This is a genomic window from Micromonospora sp. NPDC047548 (genome assembly GCF_040642975.1).
Classification (GTDB): Bacteria; Actinomycetota; Actinomycetes; order Mycobacteriales; family Micromonosporaceae; genus Micromonospora.
In genome coordinates, this window is record NZ_JBEYTI010000007.1 from 110,962 (window position 1) to 127,354 (window position 16,393).

At 70.0% G+C, this 16,393-nt stretch carries 17 protein-coding genes and 3 pseudogenes; 10 read left to right on the forward strand and 10 right to left on the reverse strand.

Features of this window, described 5'->3' with window-relative positions; translation table 11 throughout:
* Window positions 1-33 precede the first annotated feature (33 nt).
* A complete protein-coding gene (locus ABZ807_RS10145; RefSeq protein WP_357154959.1) occupies window positions 34-1,038 on the reverse strand; it encodes a Ku protein in 1,005 nt (334 codons plus the stop codon).
* A gap of 85 nt (window positions 1,039-1,123) precedes the next feature.
* Here ABZ807_RS10145 and ligD (ABZ807_RS10150) point away from each other — a divergent pair, with 85 nt between their 5' ends.
* Window positions 1,124-2,065 carry a non-homologous end-joining DNA ligase gene (ligD, locus tag ABZ807_RS10150; RefSeq protein WP_357154960.1) on the forward strand — a complete coding sequence of 314 codons (942 nt, stop codon included), beginning with the start codon at window positions 1,124-1,126 and terminating at the stop codon, window positions 2,063-2,065.
* Window positions 2,055-2,966, forward strand: coding sequence for a non-homologous end-joining DNA ligase (ligD, locus tag ABZ807_RS10155; protein ID WP_357154962.1), 912 nt, complete (start codon window positions 2,055-2,057; stop codon window positions 2,964-2,966). The genes ligD (ABZ807_RS10150) and ligD (ABZ807_RS10155) overlap by 11 nt, the downstream gene beginning before the upstream one ends.
* A 2-nt stretch (window positions 2,967-2,968) precedes the next feature.
* Here ligD (ABZ807_RS10155) and ABZ807_RS10160 read toward each other — a convergent pair whose 3' ends face one another.
* A complete protein-coding gene (locus ABZ807_RS10160) occupies window positions 2,969-4,072 on the reverse strand; it encodes a hypothetical protein (RefSeq protein ID WP_357154964.1) in 1,104 nt (367 codons plus the stop codon).
* 199 nt (window positions 4,073-4,271) lie between these two features.
* On the opposite strand from ABZ807_RS10160, the gene ABZ807_RS10165 reads away from it, so the two are divergent.
* Window positions 4,272-5,015, forward strand: coding sequence for a TIGR03089 family protein (locus ABZ807_RS10165; protein ID WP_357154965.1), 744 nt, complete (start codon window positions 4,272-4,274; stop codon window positions 5,013-5,015).
* A 19-nt stretch (window positions 5,016-5,034) separates the two neighbouring features.
* On the opposite strand, the gene ABZ807_RS10170 is transcribed toward ABZ807_RS10165, so the two are convergent.
* Both ABZ807_RS10170 and ABZ807_RS10175 read right to left on the reverse strand, forming a co-directional pair.
* The gene (locus ABZ807_RS10170; protein ID WP_357154967.1) at window positions 5,035-5,265 is read right to left on the reverse strand and encodes a hypothetical protein; all 231 of its coding nucleotides are present in this window, start codon (window positions 5,263-5,265) and stop codon (window positions 5,035-5,037) included.
* Window positions 5,261-5,401 (reverse strand): annotated as a pseudogene (locus ABZ807_RS10175) (cupin); the annotation flags it as partial. The gene ABZ807_RS10170 and the pseudogene ABZ807_RS10175, both read right to left, overlap by 5 nt.
* Here ABZ807_RS10175 and ABZ807_RS10180 point away from each other — a divergent pair.
* Both ABZ807_RS10180 and ABZ807_RS10185 read left to right on the forward strand, forming a co-directional pair.
* On the forward strand, window positions 5,400-6,368 hold the full coding sequence (locus ABZ807_RS10180) for a GNAT family N-acetyltransferase (RefSeq protein ID WP_357154969.1): 969 nt from the start codon (window positions 5,400-5,402) through the stop codon (window positions 6,366-6,368). The pseudogene ABZ807_RS10175 and the gene ABZ807_RS10180 overlap by 2 nt on opposite strands.
* A gap of 206 nt (window positions 6,369-6,574) precedes the next feature.
* The gene (locus tag ABZ807_RS10185; RefSeq protein ID WP_357154971.1) at window positions 6,575-7,537 is read left to right on the forward strand and encodes a zinc metalloprotease; all 963 of its coding nucleotides are present in this window, start codon (window positions 6,575-6,577) and stop codon (window positions 7,535-7,537) included.
* Between the two features lie 134 nt (window positions 7,538-7,671).
* Here ABZ807_RS10185 and ABZ807_RS10190 read toward each other — a convergent pair whose 3' ends face one another.
* The gene (locus ABZ807_RS10190; RefSeq protein WP_357154973.1) at window positions 7,672-7,938 is read right to left on the reverse strand and encodes a hypothetical protein; all 267 of its coding nucleotides are present in this window, start codon (window positions 7,936-7,938) and stop codon (window positions 7,672-7,674) included.
* Window positions 7,935-8,147, reverse strand: a pseudogene (locus ABZ807_RS10195) (DivIVA domain-containing protein); the annotation flags it as partial. The gene ABZ807_RS10190 and the pseudogene ABZ807_RS10195, both read right to left, overlap by 4 nt.
* Before the next feature lie 443 nt (window positions 8,148-8,590).
* On the opposite strand from ABZ807_RS10195, the gene ABZ807_RS10200 reads away from it, so the two are divergent.
* The 3 genes from ABZ807_RS10200 (at window position 8,591) to ABZ807_RS10210 (ending at window position 9,760) form a co-directional block, all read left to right on the forward strand.
* A complete protein-coding gene (locus ABZ807_RS10200; RefSeq protein ID WP_357154974.1) occupies window positions 8,591-8,818 on the forward strand; it encodes a winged helix-turn-helix domain-containing protein in 228 nt (75 codons plus the stop codon).
* Window positions 8,819-8,917: 99 nt separating this feature from the next.
* Complete coding sequence (locus ABZ807_RS10205; RefSeq protein ID WP_357154975.1) at window positions 8,918-9,373, forward strand: hypothetical protein; 456 nt, start codon at window positions 8,918-8,920, stop codon at window positions 9,371-9,373.
* 150 nt (window positions 9,374-9,523) lie between these two features.
* A complete protein-coding gene (locus tag ABZ807_RS10210; protein WP_357154976.1) occupies window positions 9,524-9,760 on the forward strand; it encodes a hypothetical protein in 237 nt (78 codons plus the stop codon).
* A gap of 540 nt (window positions 9,761-10,300) precedes the next feature.
* Here the strand turns inward: ABZ807_RS10210 and ABZ807_RS10215 are convergent.
* From ABZ807_RS10215 to ABZ807_RS10230, 4 genes and pseudogenes are all read right to left on the reverse strand, one after another.
* Window positions 10,301-11,122 carry an alpha/beta hydrolase gene (locus tag ABZ807_RS10215; protein ID WP_357154978.1) on the reverse strand — a complete coding sequence of 274 codons (822 nt, stop codon included), beginning with the start codon at window positions 11,120-11,122 and terminating at the stop codon, window positions 10,301-10,303.
* Window positions 11,123-11,441: 319 nt separating this feature from the next.
* Window positions 11,442-11,834 (reverse strand): nuclear transport factor 2 family protein, encoded by a 393-nt coding sequence (locus tag ABZ807_RS10220; RefSeq protein ID WP_357154981.1) that lies wholly within the window; start codon window positions 11,832-11,834, stop codon window positions 11,442-11,444.
* A gap of 681 nt (window positions 11,835-12,515) precedes the next feature.
* Window positions 12,516-12,710: pseudogene (locus tag ABZ807_RS10225) on the reverse strand (helicase); the annotation flags it as partial.
* Window positions 12,711-13,246: 536 nt separating this feature from the next.
* Complete coding sequence (locus tag ABZ807_RS10230; protein WP_357154983.1) at window positions 13,247-14,926, reverse strand: DNA repair helicase XPB; 1,680 nt, start codon at window positions 14,924-14,926, stop codon at window positions 13,247-13,249.
* 180 nt (window positions 14,927-15,106) lie between these two features.
* Here ABZ807_RS10230 and ABZ807_RS10235 point away from each other — a divergent pair, with 180 nt between their 5' ends.
* Complete coding sequence (locus ABZ807_RS10235) at window positions 15,107-15,997, forward strand: L,D-transpeptidase family protein (protein WP_357154985.1); 891 nt, start codon at window positions 15,107-15,109, stop codon at window positions 15,995-15,997.
* 157 nt (window positions 15,998-16,154) lie between these two features.
* Window positions 16,155-16,391 carry a hypothetical protein gene (locus tag ABZ807_RS10240; RefSeq protein WP_357154987.1) on the forward strand — a complete coding sequence of 79 codons (237 nt, stop codon included), beginning with the start codon at window positions 16,155-16,157 and terminating at the stop codon, window positions 16,389-16,391.
* Window positions 16,392-16,393 lie beyond the last annotated feature (2 nt).

Here is a 16,393-nt window from a genome sequence, read left to right on the forward strand (position 1 = left end):
CCCCGGGCGTACGGCAGGGCCCGCGCGAAGTGCTCAGGCCGTCTTGCGGGGGGCGGCCTTCTTCGCCGGTGCCTTGGCGGCCTTCTTCTCCGCGGTCTTCTTGGCGGCGGCCTTCTTCGCCGGCTCCGCCTTCTTGGCGGCGGCCTTCTTCTCGGCCGCCTTCTTCGCCGGTGCCTTGGCGGCCTTCTTCGCCGCCTTCTGTGCCGAACGGGCCGCGGAGATCGGCGTGGGCTCGCCCGCGCCGCCGGCCGGCTGCTCGCCCCGGGCCGTCCGGGCCCGCTCGACGGAGGCTTTCAGCGCGGCCATCAGGTCCACCGCGGCGGCCGGCGCGGCCTCCACCTCCTCCGGCTGCACCACCTCGCGGCCCTCGACCTTGGCGTCGATGACCTCCTGCAACGCCGCCCGGTAGTCGTCGGTGAAGGCGTCCGGCTGGAACTCGCCGGCCATCGAGTCGATCAGGGAGCTGGCCATGGCCAGCTCCGGGGGACGGACCTTCAGGTCCTCGTCCAGGAAGCCGAAGTCGGGGGTACGCACCTCGTCCGGCCAGAGCATGGTGTTGAGCAGCAGCACGCCTTCGCGGACCCGCAGGGTGGCCAGCTGCTCGCGCTGGCGCAGCGCCACCTTGACGATCGCCACCCGTTCGGAGTCGGCGAGCGCGTCCCGCAGCAGCACGTACGGCTTGGTCGCCGCGCCCTCCGGCTCCAGGAAGTACGCCTTGTTGTAGAGGATCGGGTCGACCTGCTCGGCGGGGACGAACTCCAGCACGTCGATCGCGTGCGAGGTGGTCAGCGGCAGCTCGGCGAAGTCCTCGTCGGTCAGGATCACCATCTCGCCGCCGCCGAGGTCGTACCCCTTGGCGATGTCGTCGTAGGTCACCTCCTCGCCGCAGACCGAGCAGGTGCGCTTGTAGCGGATCCGGCCACCGTCGTCCCGGTGCACCTGGTGGAAGCGGATGTCCTTCTCCTCGGTGGCCGAGTAGAGCTTCACCCCGATCGAGACCAGCCCGAACGACACCGCCCCTTTCCAGATCGCCCGCATGCCGCGCTCCTCTCCCCGGTTCTGCCCAGGATGGCAAACGATCGAACGGGGCGCACGCTCTTCGCTGTGCAACTACAGTCGAAAGGTGCCCGGCGCGCCGCTGAAGCCGATGCTCGCGATGACCGGGCAGCTCCCGGTGGGTGACGGCTGGGCGTACGAGTTCAAGTGGGACGGGGTGCGCGCGCTGGCCGACATCACCGGCGGCCGCCAGCACCTGTACGCGCGCAGCGGCGTGGAGATCACCGTCGCGTACCCCGAGCTGATCACCCTGGCCGAGCAGGTCGACGACGCGCTGCTCGACGGCGAGGTGGTGCTGCTCAACCAGACCGGGCAGCCCTCGTTCACCGCGCTGGCCGAGCGGATGCACGTCCGGGACCGGGCCAAGGCGGCCCGGCTCGCGGCGGCGGCCCCGGTGACGTACATGATCTTCGACCTGTTGCGGCTGCGCGGCGATGACCTGACCGGGCGCTCCTACCGCGAGCGGCGGTCGGCCCTGGAGGCGCTCGGGCTCGGCGCGGCCCGGTGGACGGTGCCCCCGGCCTTCCCCGACGGCGCGGCCACCTACGAGGCGGCCGGCGAGCACGGGCTGGAGGGGGTGATGGCCAAGCGGGTCGACTCGGTCTACCGGCCCGGGGTGCGCGCGCCGGACTGGGTGAAGGTCAAGCTGGAGGTGACCGGCGACTTCGTCATCGGCGGCTGGCGGCCCGGCGCGCGGAAGATCGGCGGGCTGCTGGTCGGGGTGCCCCGGCCGGACGGGCGGCTCACCTACCGGGGACGGGTCGGCGGCGGGATCGGCGCGGCGCTGGAGCGGGAGCTGCTGCGCGAGCTGGAGCCGCTGCGCGGGGCGGAATCGCCGTTCGCCGGGGACATGCCGCGCGAGGATGCCCGGGGTGCGATCTGGGTGACACCGCAGGTCGTGGTGGAGGTGAAGTACGGCCAGCGCACCCCGGACGGGCGGCTGCGGTTCCCCCGGGTGCTGCGGCTGCGGCCGGACAAGCCACCGGAGGAGGTCGAGGATGCCGGCTGAGCGGTTCCGGGTGGAGGTCGAGGGGCGGACGCTGGAACTGTCCAACCTGGACAAGGTGCTCTTTCCTGAGGCCGGGTTCACCAAGAGCGAGGTGATCGACTACTTCACCCGGATCGCCCCGGTGCTGCTGCCGCACCTGGCCGACCGCGCGCTGACCCGGATCCGCTTCCCCAACGGGGTCACCGGCGGCTCGTTCTTCGAGAAGAACGCCCCGGCCGCGACCCCCGACTGGGTACGCACTGAGACGCTGCCCGCGCCCGGGTCGAGCAAGGGGCGGGAGACCATCGACTACGTGGTCGCCGACGACCTGCCCACCCTGGTCTGGCTGGCCAACCTCGCCGCGCTGGAGCTGCACACGCCGCAGTGGAAGATCGGCGCGCACCCGGACATGATGGTGGTCGACCTGGACCCGGGCGCGCCGGCGGCGTTGAAGCAGTGCTGCCAGGTGGCGCTGCTGATGCGGGACCGGCTGGCTCTTGACGGGATCGAGGCGTACCCGAAGACGTCAGGCAAGAAGGGGATGCAGCTCTGCTGCCCGATCGCCGGGACGCAGTCCTCCGACGTGGTGTCCGACTACGCGAAGCGGATCGCGCAGGAGTTGGAGAAGGCGCACCCGAAGCTGATCGTGTCGAGGATGGCGAAGAACCTGCGGCCGGGGAAGGTCTTCATCGACTGGAGCCAGAACAACGCGGCGAAGACGACGGTGGCGCCGTACTCGCTGCGGGCCCAGTCGGTGCCGTCGGTGTCGACGCCGCTGACGTGGGACGAGGTTGGGGCCGGGGCGGCCGGGAAGCGGCCGTCGGTGAAGCCGTACACCGCCAGTGAGGTGTTGCAGCGGGTGGAGAAGTGGGGGGACCTGCTGGCGCCGCTGCTCGACGGCGGTCCCGAACTGCCGGTCTGAGGTCAGCGCCCGGGTCGCCCGCGCAGGCGCCAGAACGCGCCGCCGACCAGGGCAATCGTGATCACGCTGACGGTGATGTCGCCGATCAGCGCCTCGGCCGGCGACGCGGGCTTGTAGCTCGGGGCCGCGTACGCGAGCGCGGCGGCACCGACGACGCCGGCCGCCCAGGCGGCCAGGACATGGCGCTGACGCCAGCCGCTGCGCCTCGACCAGGCGACGATGACCGCAGCGGCCATCCCGGCCACGGCGGCCTTGAAACCGACCCCGATCCAGCCCGTCACCAGGGCCGTGCCGAGATAGGCGACCAGCACCACCAGGGCCGGCCAGATCGGCCGCGGGGCCCGAGCACCCGCCGGTCCGCGCCCGCGCTCCGGTCCTTGCCTGCGCTCCGGTCGGTGCCGCCATCGGGGCAGCAGGGCTGCGCCGATCAGGACGAGGGTCAGCAGCGCCGCGAAGGACAGTTGCACCGGGCTGGCCAGGAAGCCCTTGCGGCCGCCGTCGTCGGAGAAGACCAGCAGACTGCCGAGCAGATAGAGGGCACCCACGACCACCAGGCCGAGCCGGCCGAGCCAGGGCTGCCTGCGGTGTCCCGGTGTCAGGAACGACTCGATGATCGCGATCGGGGCGCAGATGCTCAGCATGATGTGGTTGCCGATGTAGTCGACCGCCTGCTGGGCGCTGAACCCGAGACCGGGCACCAGGGTCGCGTTTGCGGTGGCCTGCGTGTCGGCGAACTCGGTGTCCGCCAGGAAGGCGGGATTGAACAGGGACTGGTCGACCAGGCCGGCTTGGACCGACCCGAACGCCGCGGCGAGCAGGACGACCGCCGGCCAGCCGCCGCCGGTACGCCGGGCCGTCTCCCTGATGAGCACCGCGGCGCCCCCGTACATGGGGGCCAGGACGACCACGACCACCAGGGCGTCGACGGCGGTGAAACCTCCCCAGGAGCACTCGGCGGTCCACGGGGCGAGCGCCATGAGCGCGAGGACGGGTCCGACCCGTCGCCAGCGGGAGGGCGGTGCCGGCGCGTCGGGTGCCGCGGCGCCCTCGACGGCGGGAGTTCGATCGACGGCCACGTGCCCCCCCAGGTTGGTCGGCCAGCTCACGAGCCCGGGCATGTGCCGGCCCCACTCACGTCACTGTCCGGTGTCGACCGGTGCCGACGTAACGGCCGTCGGTCTACGCCGACGAACCAAAGTCGATGCCTCCGGCATCCGGTCGCGCGTGCGGTCCAGACCGGGCGAGCCCCGACAGTAGGGTGGAACGATCCGTACCGAGGGGTGCCTGATGGATACGAACGTGGCTGTGCCTGCTCCGATCCCGGCAGCTGCTGTCCCCGAGGCGGGCCGTCCGCTGCTGACCTACTACGACGATGCGACCGGGGAGCGTACCGAGCTGACCGCGAGCCAACTCGGCGGCTGGGCGGCGCGCAGCGCGGGACTGCTGCGCGACGGCTGCGGGCTCGCCCCCGGCAGCCGGGTCGCGGTGCTGCTGCCGCCGCACTGGCGTACCGCCGCGGTGCTGCTCGGGGCCTGGTCGGTCGGGATGGCGGTGTCGTTCCGGCCGCGGGCCACCGCCGGGCTGCCCGTCCTCGAACCGGGCGGGGACCTCCCGTACGACGCGGTCTTCGTGACCCCGGAACGCCTCGACGACTGGCTGGAGGACGTACCCGAGGGGACGCACCGCTACCTCGTCGGCACCGGACCCGGGCCGCTGGACGACGTGCCCGGGGGATGGCTCGACTGGTCCACCGAGGTGCTCCGGCACACCGACGCCCCACCCGATTACACCACCATCCACCCGTCGGACCCGGCCAGCCCGGACGGCACCAGCTACGGCGCGTGGGGCAGCGTCGCCCGGTCGATCGCCGAGCAGCTCGACCTGCGGACGGGTGACCGGCTGCTGGTCGACGCCGCGGAGCACGAGCAGCCGGTGAAGTGGCTGCTCGCGCCGCTGGCCGCCGGGGCGTCCGTGGTGATCTGCGCGAACCTCGACCCGGCGAGGCGGGACGCGCGGATTGCCGCCGAGCAGGTCACCCGGGTCCTCTGAGGTCTGCTCGGCAGGGCCGTCAGGATCTGGCGGTGTTCCACGTCGTGCTGTCGAGAAAGTAGGTGTCGTAGAGCTCCTGGACCTCCAGTAGGCTCTCCCGTGGCACTTTCCCGTACGCGATGCGCTCCAGGTGGCGGAAGTACTCGAATCGCTCCACGCCGGGGGTGATGACGATGAGGATGTCGGCGTCCTCGCCCGGGTGCGGCGGCGAAGGCGTGCGCGACGCCGGGCGGCACGATGACGAGGTCACCGCGCTCGGCGGTGACCAGTTGGTCGCCGGAGAGCAGTTGGGCGATGCCGTCCAGCAGATAGAACAGCTCTGCGGAGTTGGCGTGGTGGTGCGGCCTTGCGCCGCCCGCGCCGTCAGTCAGGGTGACCCGGTGGATGGAGAGCGCCGCGCCGGCCCGGCATCAGCCGCCGCAGCCGGACGTCGTAGCGATCGGCGGCAGGCGACAGGGGCAAAGGATCATGGTGGACTGGACGGGACCAGGCGGGGACGCGCTGACCTGGAAAGGGTTCGGCGAGGGGCACCTCGCGGAGCTGACCGAGCTGGCCGAGGCGTGCTTGGCTACCGACGGTGGGCTGCCGCTGTTCGCCCGCCCTCCGCTGCTGCGGGCGCGGCTGCTTCAGGCCCGTACCCTCGGCGCCTGGCACGACGGCGGCCTGGTCGCGGCCGTGGGGGTCGGCACCGCCGGGTGGCCGGCCACCAGTACCGGCCTGGTGCATCCGGCCTGGCGGGAGCGGGGTCTCGGCGGCCGGCTGCTGAGCTGGGCGGCCGAGCAGGCCGGCGACACCGACCTGCTGGTGACCACCGAGTCCTGGAGCCCGGGCGCGGACGCCCTCTACACGGCGCACGGCTTCGAGCGGACCTTCGCCGAGTGGGTACTGCGGCACGACCTCACCGCCCTCCCGGAGGTCGCGCGCCCCGACGACGTGCACACCGAGCCGGTGACCTGGGAGGTCGGCCCCGAACTGTTCGAGACCTACCACGCGTCCTTCGCAGACCGGCCCGGCTTCGGCGCGCCCAGCGCCGAGGACTGGTTGGCTGAGCTGCGGGAGGACGACGAATACCGGCCGGACCTGTCGATGATCGCGCGCGGTCCCGACGGTACGGCCGTTGGCTTCCTCAACGTCATCGACAACTGGATCGACCAGGTGGGCGTCGTCCCCGGCTGGCGGCACCGACGGGTCGGGGCGTACCTGGTGGCCAGCGCGTTGCAGTCGCTGGCCGGGGACGGTGCCCGAGCGGCTTGGCTCTGCGTGAACGACAACAACCCGGCCGCCGCGCTGTACCGGCGGCTCGGGTTCCGCGACGCCGGCCGCCGCGCCCGCTACCTGCGCCGCCGCCCGTGACCGCCGCCGACGGTGGCCCGGTGGAGCGGCGGGCGTACTGACCGGGCGGCCGGAAGGCCGGGCCTGCCGGGGAGCCCTCTCTTGGGGCTGTTGTTCACGACAATGGCGTGTTCTTATACCGGGACGACGATGTCAATGTCCTTGTTGCGGCGACCCTCGTCCATTCCGCTCTGTGACACCATCCCCCATGCGTGAAAGGTGCAACGATGCGCAGGAGATCGACGTTCCAACTGGCAGTCCTGACCGCTACCGCTGCGACATTCCTGGCGGCCGGTGGAGCCTCCGGGGCGGTGGGCACGGCAGCGTCCGCGACCGCCTCCCCGGGTGTCGCGGCGTGTGAGCCGGGCACCGAGGGGCACAGCGCGGCGCGGGTGAGCGAGGGCGCCACCGCACAGGAGCCGGAGCTGTATTCCAAGAACGAGGCGAACGCCTACGGCGTGATCAAGGATTCGCCGCGCCTGCCCAACGGCAGCGTCACCGTGCCCACGATCTTCCACATGATTTCCGACCACCCCCTCAGTGCGGCCGAGACGAACAGGTGGAACACCCTGATCGCGGCGCAGATGACGGTGCTCAACGATTCGTTCGCGGGTCGCACGGCGGCGGACGCCTCCGACACGCCGTTCCGGTTCTCGCTCGTCGACACGACGTGGACGGTGAACAGCGGCTGGTACACGGTTGTGCCGGGCAAGAACGAGCGGGACATGAAGCATGCGTTGTACACCGGCGACTCCCGCACCCTGAACGTGTACGCGGCCAACATCGGCGGCGGGCTCCTCGGCTGGGCGTACTTTCCGAAGGGTTACAACAACGGCCGGGGCTACATCGACGGCGTGGTGATGCTCGACGAGTCGATGCCGGGCGGAACGGCGGGCAAGTACGCCCTGGGTGACACGCTGACGCACGAAGTCGGGCACTGGCTGATGCTGGAGCACACCTTCGCGCACGGGTGCTCCGCTTCCGGCGACTTCGTCGCGGACACCCCGCGCGAGGCGCACCCGCAGTTCAACTGCCCGGTGGGCGCGGACACCTGCACCGCACCCGGGCTGGACCCGATCCACAACTTCATGGATTACACGCAGGACTCCTGCATGAACATGTTCACCGCAGGGCAGGCGGACCGAATGAGCGACGCCTGGGTGGCATTCCGGGCCGGTGGCGTCAAGTAACCAAGCCTTGGTGGGCAGGTGTGGGGGTTGACGGGCCGCGGCCAGCGGCTCGTCAACCCCCTTTTGTATACGCAGACCGAAGCGCCAGGAAACCGCTGCTCTGACGGCTGATGCGAAGCAGCCGACGGCCGCCTTCATCGGCGGTTGAGCCACGGCGCGCGCCGCGAGCAGGGTGCAATGTGGTCGACCGGCAGCGCACACCGCCCGCCGCCGGGCAGCAGCCGGTCGCAGAAGACCCAATGGCGTACGCCCTGCTGGTCCTCCGCCGAGACGGTCACCCCGCCCGGCTCGACGCGTGCGCTGAGCCGGGCCAGCACCCGGGCGGCGGTCCGGGCGAAGATCCGGGCCCGGAGCAGGTCGGGTGCGGTGATCGGCAGGTGGATCACCCAGCGGTCGGTCATCGGTAGCGGCGGTTCGCCGACTCGGCGCTCTGCCAGGCGCGCAGCGCGTTCTTGATCCGTACGTTCTCCTCCTGCACCGCGACCAGGGCGGTCTGCGCGACGGTGAGTTCGTCGGCCACCTGGTGCAGGAAGGCTCGGATCTCGCTTGGGTCGAGGCCGCGCCGGCGGACGTTGAAGCACCGCTCCCGGATCTGCCAGGGCCGGAGGGGAAGCCGGGCCTGTGGCATCTCTCTTGTCGGACGTCGTTCCTCGCGTCGGCTCACCAGCCGGCGGAGCAGGTTACGCACGGGGGACCGCCCTTCGTCGGGTTCACGTCGAAGTGGAGGGGGCGGTCTCCGCCGGTTGCGTTCGGCGGAGACCGCCCTGCCCTGCCACCGCAGCCTTGATCGGCGGTACGGCAGCAGGGCCGCGCCGGGGGAGCGCGGAGGGTGAGGTCTCGGCGGCGATGCGAGACCGGTACGAGAGGCGCCAACCGACCGCAGCAGCACCGCATCACCGAGAGCGACGCTACCGATACCTCTCACCTCTGTCAATGCTCTCTTACCTCTCGAATCTGGCTGGAGCGCTGCCTGCTGCTTTCCTTCCAGTTGTTGCCGCTCTGTCAGCCGGTGCTCGATACTGGGAGGGCCAACCGACTGCAAGGGGCCTCCACGTGCCGATTCCGCCGACTATGGACGAGTTGATCAAGGATCTGCTGAAGCGGATCGAGGCGGGCGAGTTCCAGCCCGGGTCGCAGATACCGTCCACCCAAGAACTGGCTGACCACTACGACGTGTCGGTGTCGACCATCCACCGCGCAGTCGCCACGCTGCGAAAGCAGGGTGTGCTGGTCGGCCGCCCAGGTCGCGGCGTCTTCGTCGCGGAGTCCACTCGGCGCTGACCCGCGCTGGCAGGCCGTGAGCTGGTCCACGGCCCGGTCGGCGCACAACGTTCTAACCATGGGACTGGAAGACGGCCGTCCCTGACGCTTGTACGGAGGTTGGAGGCGCTGGTGGTGGGGAGGGCGACGCGCCGCGATGCCGGCTCATTCGGCTGGGGCGTGGCCTGGTTCGTTTGGAACATTCCGATCGCGCTGGCGGCAATCTCGCTGGTCTTCGTGGCGGTCACCCTGGCTGACCAGGTCTCGTCCGGCGACGGAGTGGACGTGTCCAGGCTGGCTGGCGGTTACCTCCTCGCCGTGCCGTGCTTCAGCTTCCTCGGGTGGTTGGGCGGCTCTAGCCTGATCGCAGCAGTCTGGGCGACCGGCACCCGGAACCATCTCCTTGCGCGGTTGCCGGTCGTCGTCGTACCCGCGCTGTTTGCCGTGCCAGCGTCGGAGAACGGCTTGCAGGTGGCCTTCTACGTCTGCTCCGGCTTGGCCCTGGCGCTGGCCCTACGGCTGCCCGAGGGCTCCGGGACGATCGAGTCAGCGAGCGTCCGAGGAACTGGTGGGTGACTATCTGGGTGACGACGGGTACGGGCGGCGGTGGACGTCCACGGACACCGAGGGACGGTTCACGCAGCGAGATGCCCGTGGCGACATAGGTCAGCGAGCCGTGTGGGTTGCCTGGGGGTCAAGGCGTCGAGCCCGGGAGACAATGGCCGAGTGGGTCGCATCTATCCGGAGCTCCAGTTCGACGCACCCGACGAGCACCGGGAGTACTTCCATGACATCGCGCTTGCGATGGTGTCACGGCATGGGGTGTCGTACGAGGAGGCGGTACGCGTGATCAGTCGTCTCTGGGGTGAGCAGGACCACTTCGGCGTGTACAACTGGCTGATTTTCCATGAGGACCCCGAGTACTGGGCGGATCACATGCACAGGCTTCGCATCGATGGGTGACGTCGGAGGACGCCCGGCGGTCTGGGGCACACAGGGGGCACAAGACACCGTGAAACGTCGTCAACGGCGAGTAACCACGGCAGTCCGAGATGTGCTCCGAGCAGGTGTCGAGGCCCGTTCCCGCTGGTAGGGAGATGGCGGATCTAAGTTCCGCTTCAACGTCTGATCTATCTACGCGATCCCTCGTAGCCACCAAGGAAGGTCGGTCCTGCTGAACGGGTTGGGCAGCATCTTGCGGCGAGGCCCTCGCGCTGGTTGTAGGCCGCGGCCGGCGTGGCATGAGACTTCCAAGCCTGGTGGTTGCCACTCATTATGCCTGGCGATCAGTCGGAAGCCTGCCGTAGATGTCGACAGCAACGGTGACAGCAACCGGCGCGGACGGAGCTACCCAGGAAGGACCAACGCCGGACGGTGGCCCGAGGCCAGCGACGCCGACGGACCCCGCCGGACAGAGCGCCCAGAACTTGTAAGCGAGTCGTCGAGGGAGGGGTAGGGGCCGGGTCTGGGCAGCTCGGGAACCCAGCGGCTATGTCGCCTCGGTCAACTCCTCAGGAACGCGAGCAGATCATTGTTGACCTGGTCCTGGAGCGTGGAGGTGATGCCGTGCGGCGCGCCCGGGTAGTAGATGTCCTTGGCGTTCGCGATGAGCTGGGCGGTCTTCCTCGCCGAGTCCTTGACCGGGACTATCTGGTCGTCCTCGCCGTGCAGCACCAGGGTGGGGATGTCGAACTTGGCGAGATCGTCGCGGAAGTCCGTCTCGGAGAAGGCCTTGATGCTCTGGTACGCGTTCATCAGGCCGGCCTGCATGCTCCACAGCCAGAACTGGTCGAGGATCCCCTTCGAGACCTTCGCCCCCTGTCGGTTGGCGCCGTAGAACATCTGCGCCAGGTCCTGGTAGAACTGCGACCGGTCCTTCATCAGGTTGGTGCGCATCTCGTCGAAGACTGCGATGGGTAGGCCCTCGGGGTTGTCCGGCGTCTGCACCATGATCGGCGGCACGGCGGAGATGAGGACGGCTTTGGCGACCCGTCCCGTTCCGTGGCGGCCGATGTAGCGCGCGACCTCACCGCCGCCGGTCGAGTGCCCGATCAGTGTGGCGTCGGTGAGGTCGAGCGCCTCGATGACCGCCGCGAGGTCGTCGGCGTAGCCGTTCATGTCGTTGCCGCCGGAGGCCTGGCTTGACCGGCCGTGACCGCGGCGGTCGTGCGCGACGACCCGGAAACCGTTCTGCATGAGGAAGAGCATCTGCCCGTCCCATGCGTCTGCGCTGAGCGGCCAGCCGTGGGAGAAGGTGACAGCCGGGCCCGCACCCCAGTCCTTGTAATAGATCTCGGTGCCGTCCTTGGCGGTGATGTAGCTCATGCCGCTGTCCTTCCGATTCGTCATGGTCGGCATGCCGGCCGGACCGCCGGGACCGCCGAAATGTTGCGAGAGGGGGTGCAGCAGCCCTTGCCCGTGATGTCGGCTTTACCCGATGTTAGAGGGCAGTGCGTAAACCATGGGCCCGGATCGGGCGAACGCGGGGAGGATTCCACGAGCCGCGTCAACCGTTGCTATGCCCTGTCGAGGCGTTGCTGATGGGGCTGGTCGGCAGCCTGCTCGGGGTCACGGTCGCGAAGCAACTGGTGGTGCAGAGATGAACCGCGTCGAGTCCAACTCAGGAGCAACCGGCAGCGCCCCGTCAGCTGACGGTGAGGGCGTCGGATGTTGGCCACACGCCGCCGGCTGGCATTTCCAGCTGTTCCCCGAGCGCTTGCCGCCACTCGGGCGCGGTGAACGGCTCGCCCCAGTAGTCGGTAACCCGGACCGCCTCGCCGTCGCGCAGCTCAGCGATCGAGACGTTGCGGTAGACCCGGCCGTCGCCGTAGTCGTTGCTCCACTCGACGACCACCGTGTTTCGGCAGGCGTGTCGCCGCCCGACGGCGAGCCGCAGGCCGACGAAGTGCGACTCCACCTCCGCTATCCGTGCTCGGCCACGGATCAGCTCACCGGACTGCGGCCACTGGCGTACCACATCCTCGGCGAGCGGTACGCCGAGGATCCGCTCAAGCCGCGTACTCGCGTCGCTCTCCACCTCTGGAACCTTACTGATAAATCGGATGCATTCAGGCGGACTTCCACAGTTGGGACAGGGTGGCAAGAGCAATGGAGTGCGCGGAAACAGAGCCGCAGCAGGCGATGAGCCCGAACTGTGCCAGTTGACGTCCCACGCAATCCCCGAGCAGTCGCTCTGCCATGAGCTACGGACCACAGGTGCCGTGTCAGCAGAAAGTCAGCGAACGCGGTGCTGCGCGACCGACTCCAATTGTCACAGCCGCCATGACATCGAAGGTAGGACCACAGGGGACGACACCCGCTGACGCTGGCCGGCAACGCCGACCAGCCTCCCCCCAGCGGGGGTCGGTCCGGCCGGAGGCACCGGCGGGGACGCGGTCGACAGCAAGGTCGACAGCAACCCAGCGGATGGCAGCCGTCCCACCGAATCGCCATCTGCCCAGCGGGGCGGCTCCAGATGCTGGAAGTAGGTCGACCCTGAGCCGGAGGTTGTCGCAGCGAGCCGTTCGGCACTCTGGGATCTGGACTATGTGGCACGTCGCCGTGGGCCGTACCCGTTCAGTAGTTGGTCGAGGCGATCCTCGCCCATGTCCGGATCGGCCGCCTCAGCCGCCCAGGGGCGGAGTGCCGAGTCGAGCCGAGGAAGCGCTGGCGGCTGAGTCGTTTACGACATCAGGTCTGTAGCGAGCAGCGGAGTCGATCAACCTTGCGTCAGTCCACGCTCGGCAAGCTTCGGCCCGAGGACGTCGCCGGCGACCACGATCGTGTACGCGTACCCCTGCTCGGCGAGAAACCGCTGCCGGTGCGCCGCGTACTCCGTGTCGATGGTGTCCCGGGACACCACGGTGCAAAAGTGCGCCTGCCGCCCGTCCGCCTTCGGCCGCAGCACCCGCCCCTGTCATCCGTGTCGAGGAGCAGTTGCGGTCTTGTCGGACTCGTGGAGCTTGCTGTCCGATTCGGCGGTGGTGAAGAGGACGTACGTTCCGTCCGCCAGCCAGCCTCAGCCCACGCCGGGTAGCTCTGGGCGGAGGATGTCGTCAGGATTCGCGGCGGGTGGCGTTCTCATTGGAAGAGCCTGCCGGGCCTTCTCGATCGGCTCGGCTTGGTGATCACGGAATCCCTGCGCCGGCGGCGCACCATGATCGAGTTTGCCTTCCGCTTCAACCCCTTGAGGATTCGGTCCTTCATCGCATGCCTCTCTTCCCGTGGCCTTCCGGCCAGCCAGGGCGATTCCGCGCCGAACAATGGCCGGGCGATGGCAGCGGCGCGGTCTACCGGCTGATCCTTCGCGTATCGCAGCCCGCGTACCCGACGAGACAGCAGTCATTCAGCGTCGGCCTACGCCCGCTCGGCCGTCCCGCGGAAAGCACATTGATCGACTCCGCGACCCGGACACCGCAATATCCCGAAGCGGAGTCGATCAACAACAGCTCAGTCGAAGGAGGGCAGCGACGGCCCCAGGACGTCGTCGGCATCCACGATCGTGTACGCGTATCCCTGCTCGGCGAGGAAGCGCTGCCGGTGCGCCGCGTACTCGGTGTCGATGGTGTCCCGGGAGACCACCGTGTAGAAGTGCGCCTGCCGCCCGTCGGCCTTCGGCCGGAGCACCCGGCCGAGCCGCTGCGCCTCCTCCTGCCGGGAGCCGAAGGTGCCGGAGACCTGGATCGCCACGGCCGCCTCGGGCAGGTCGATGGAGAAGTTGCCGACCTTGGAGATGACCAGGGTGCGGATCTCCCCGGAGCGGAACGCGTCGAAGAGCCGTTCCCGTTCCTTGTTGGTGGTCGAGCCCTGGATGATCGGCGCGTCGAGGTATTCGCCGAGCTGGTGCAGCTGGTCGATGTAGCCGCCGATGACGAGTACCTGGTCGTTCGGGTGCCGGTTGACGAGGGCGCGAACCACGGGCAGTTTCGTGCGGGCGGTGGCCGCCATCCGGTAGCGCTCCTCGGCCTCGGCCGTCGCGTAGGACATCCGTTCGGCGTCGGTCAGGGTAACCCGTACCTCGGTGCACTCAGCCGGGGCGATCCAGCCCTGCGACTCGATGTCCTTCCACGGCGCGTCGTACCGCTTGGGGCCGATCAGGCTGAACACGTCGCCCTCCCGGCCGTCCTCGCGGACCAGCGTCGCGGTCAGCCCTAGCCGGCGGCGGGCCTGGAGGTCCGCGGTGAACCGGAAGATCGGCGCGGGCAGCAGGTGGACCTCGTCGTAGACGACCAGGCCCCAGTCGCGGGCGCCGAACAGGTCCAGGTGGGTGAACGCGCCGCCGCGCCGCGAGGTGAGCACCTGGTACGTGGCGATGGTGACCGGGCGGATCTCCTTGCGCTCGCCCGAGTACTCGCCGATCTCCTCCTCGGTCAGCGAGGTGCGCGCGATCAGCTCCCGCTTCCACTGCCGGCCGGCGACCGTGTTGGTCACCAGGATCAGGGTGGTCGCCTTCGCCTCGGCCATCGCCGCCGCCCCGACCAGCGTCTTGCCTGCGCCGCAGGGGAGCACCACCACGCCCGACCCGCCGGCCCAGAACGCCTCCACGGCCTCCCGCTGGTACGACCGCAGCGTCCACGGCTTGCGGCCCTCCTTGCCGGCCTCGGCCAGCTCGATCGGGTGCGCCTCGCCGTCGACGTACCCGGCCAGGTCCTCCGCCGGCCAGCCGAGCTTCAGCAGCGCCTGCTTGAGCCGGCCCCGCTCGGAGGGGTGCACCTGGATGGTGTCGTCGTCGATCTTGTTGCCGAGCATGCCGGCGAGCTTCTTGCTCTTGGCGACCTCGATCAGCACCAGCCGGTCCAGGGCGCGCAGCACCAGGCCGTGCGCGGGGTCGTTGGCGAGTTGGAGCCGGCCGTACCGGTCCATCGTCTCGGCCACGTCCACCAGCAGCCCGTGCGGCACCGGGTAGCGGGAGTACTTGATCAGCGAGTCCACCACGCCCTCGGCGTCGTGGCCGGCGGCCCGGGCGTTCCACAAGCCGAGCGGGGTCAGCCGGTAGGTGTGCACATGCTCCGGAGAGCGCTCCAGCTCGGCGAACGGGGCGATCGCCATCCGGCAGGCCTGCGCGTCGGGGTGGTCGATCTCCAGCAGCAGGGTCTTGTCCGACTGCACGATCAGTGGTCCACCGCTCACGCCAGCGTCCTCTCCTCGGCCGGGATCGTCGGCTACCCGTCAATGGCGGGGCCACCCGCCGCAGGCCGACCATCCAGTGTTGCACGAGGTCGGGGGGGTCACAGAAAAATGCCCAAACGATGCAACGTTTCCCTTGGCCGGCACGTCTACCCACAGGGACGGCCGATTCGGGAGGGCTTCATGAGGCGCAGGCGTTTCACCATCCGGATGGTCGCCCTGGCGGTGGTCACGCTGGTCGGCGCCGGTGGGTGCGCGTTCGATCCGCAGGCCGACCCGGGTGGCACTGGAGGAGGGCTCGCCCCGGTCGGCAAGGCGGAACAGGTAACGGGGGCGAGCGGCGCCTCCCTGCCCGACCAGCAGACCCAGCCGACCACCCCGGCCCCGAAGCCGAAGGCCGTGTCGCAGGAGTTGCGCGTCCCGACGCCGCCGAAGCCGGAGAGCGGCCGCCGGCTCGTCAACCCGACGCCGCAGACCAAGACCCGCTGCGAGCAGGGGGAATACCAGCGCGAGGTGGAGGGATACCTGGCCCGCTTGGGCGGGTTCGGCACGGTCACCGTCGACGGCCAGCAGTCGAGCGCCGACTGCGCCGCGATCAAGAAGTTCCAGCAGCGGTACGACATCCGTCCAGCCGTCGGCCGGGCCGGCCCCCTCACGTACGACGTGGCGAAGCGGCTGGCCAACACGGACACCAGCCGTTGCACGGCCGGCACGGGCACCACCTTCTGCGTGGACCTGACCCGGCAGACCACCTGGGTGATGCGCAGCGGCAAGGTGGTCGCCGGGCCGACGGTCACCCGCACCGGCATGGCCGGCTACGCCACCCCCGCGGGGACCTACAAGATCAATTTCCGCAACCTCAAGGAGTGGTCGAACCCCTACGAGGTCTGGCTGCCCTACTGGCAGCGCTTCAACGGCGGGATCGGCTTCCACGAGACCACCACCTACCTGCACAACTCCTCGATCGGCTCGCACGGCTGCGTCAACCTGCTGCACGCCGACGCGGTCCGCTGGTGGGAACTCGGCTCGGTCGGCTCGCGGGTGGTGCTCGTCGGCCGCCGCCCCGGCACCTGAGCCCCGCCCCGCTCCGGCACCTGAGCCCCCGCCCCGGCACCTGAGCCGTCTCCCCGCGGCTCGACCGCCGGGGCGGATCAGGGTTTTGTCCCCTGTCCGTCCCGCCGCCCGGATGCCACCCTGGAAGGCGGGGGCCGGACGGGGCGGGAGGGCTGGCATGAGCGTCGACCAGGAAGCGGCCACCGACGGTGAGCCGAATGCGGCCGGCGAGGTCTCCACGGCGACACTGGTCGGCTACGCCCTCGCCGCGCTCGCCCTCGCCGGCTGGTTCCTCTTCGGCTGGCTGGTGCAGCGGCAGGGCTTCGTCGCCTCGGTCGGCGAGACGGCCGGGGCCGGGTTCGGGCTGCTGCTCGCCGTCTCCGTGATCGGCACGGTGCGCCGCAGCCGGCGCTGACC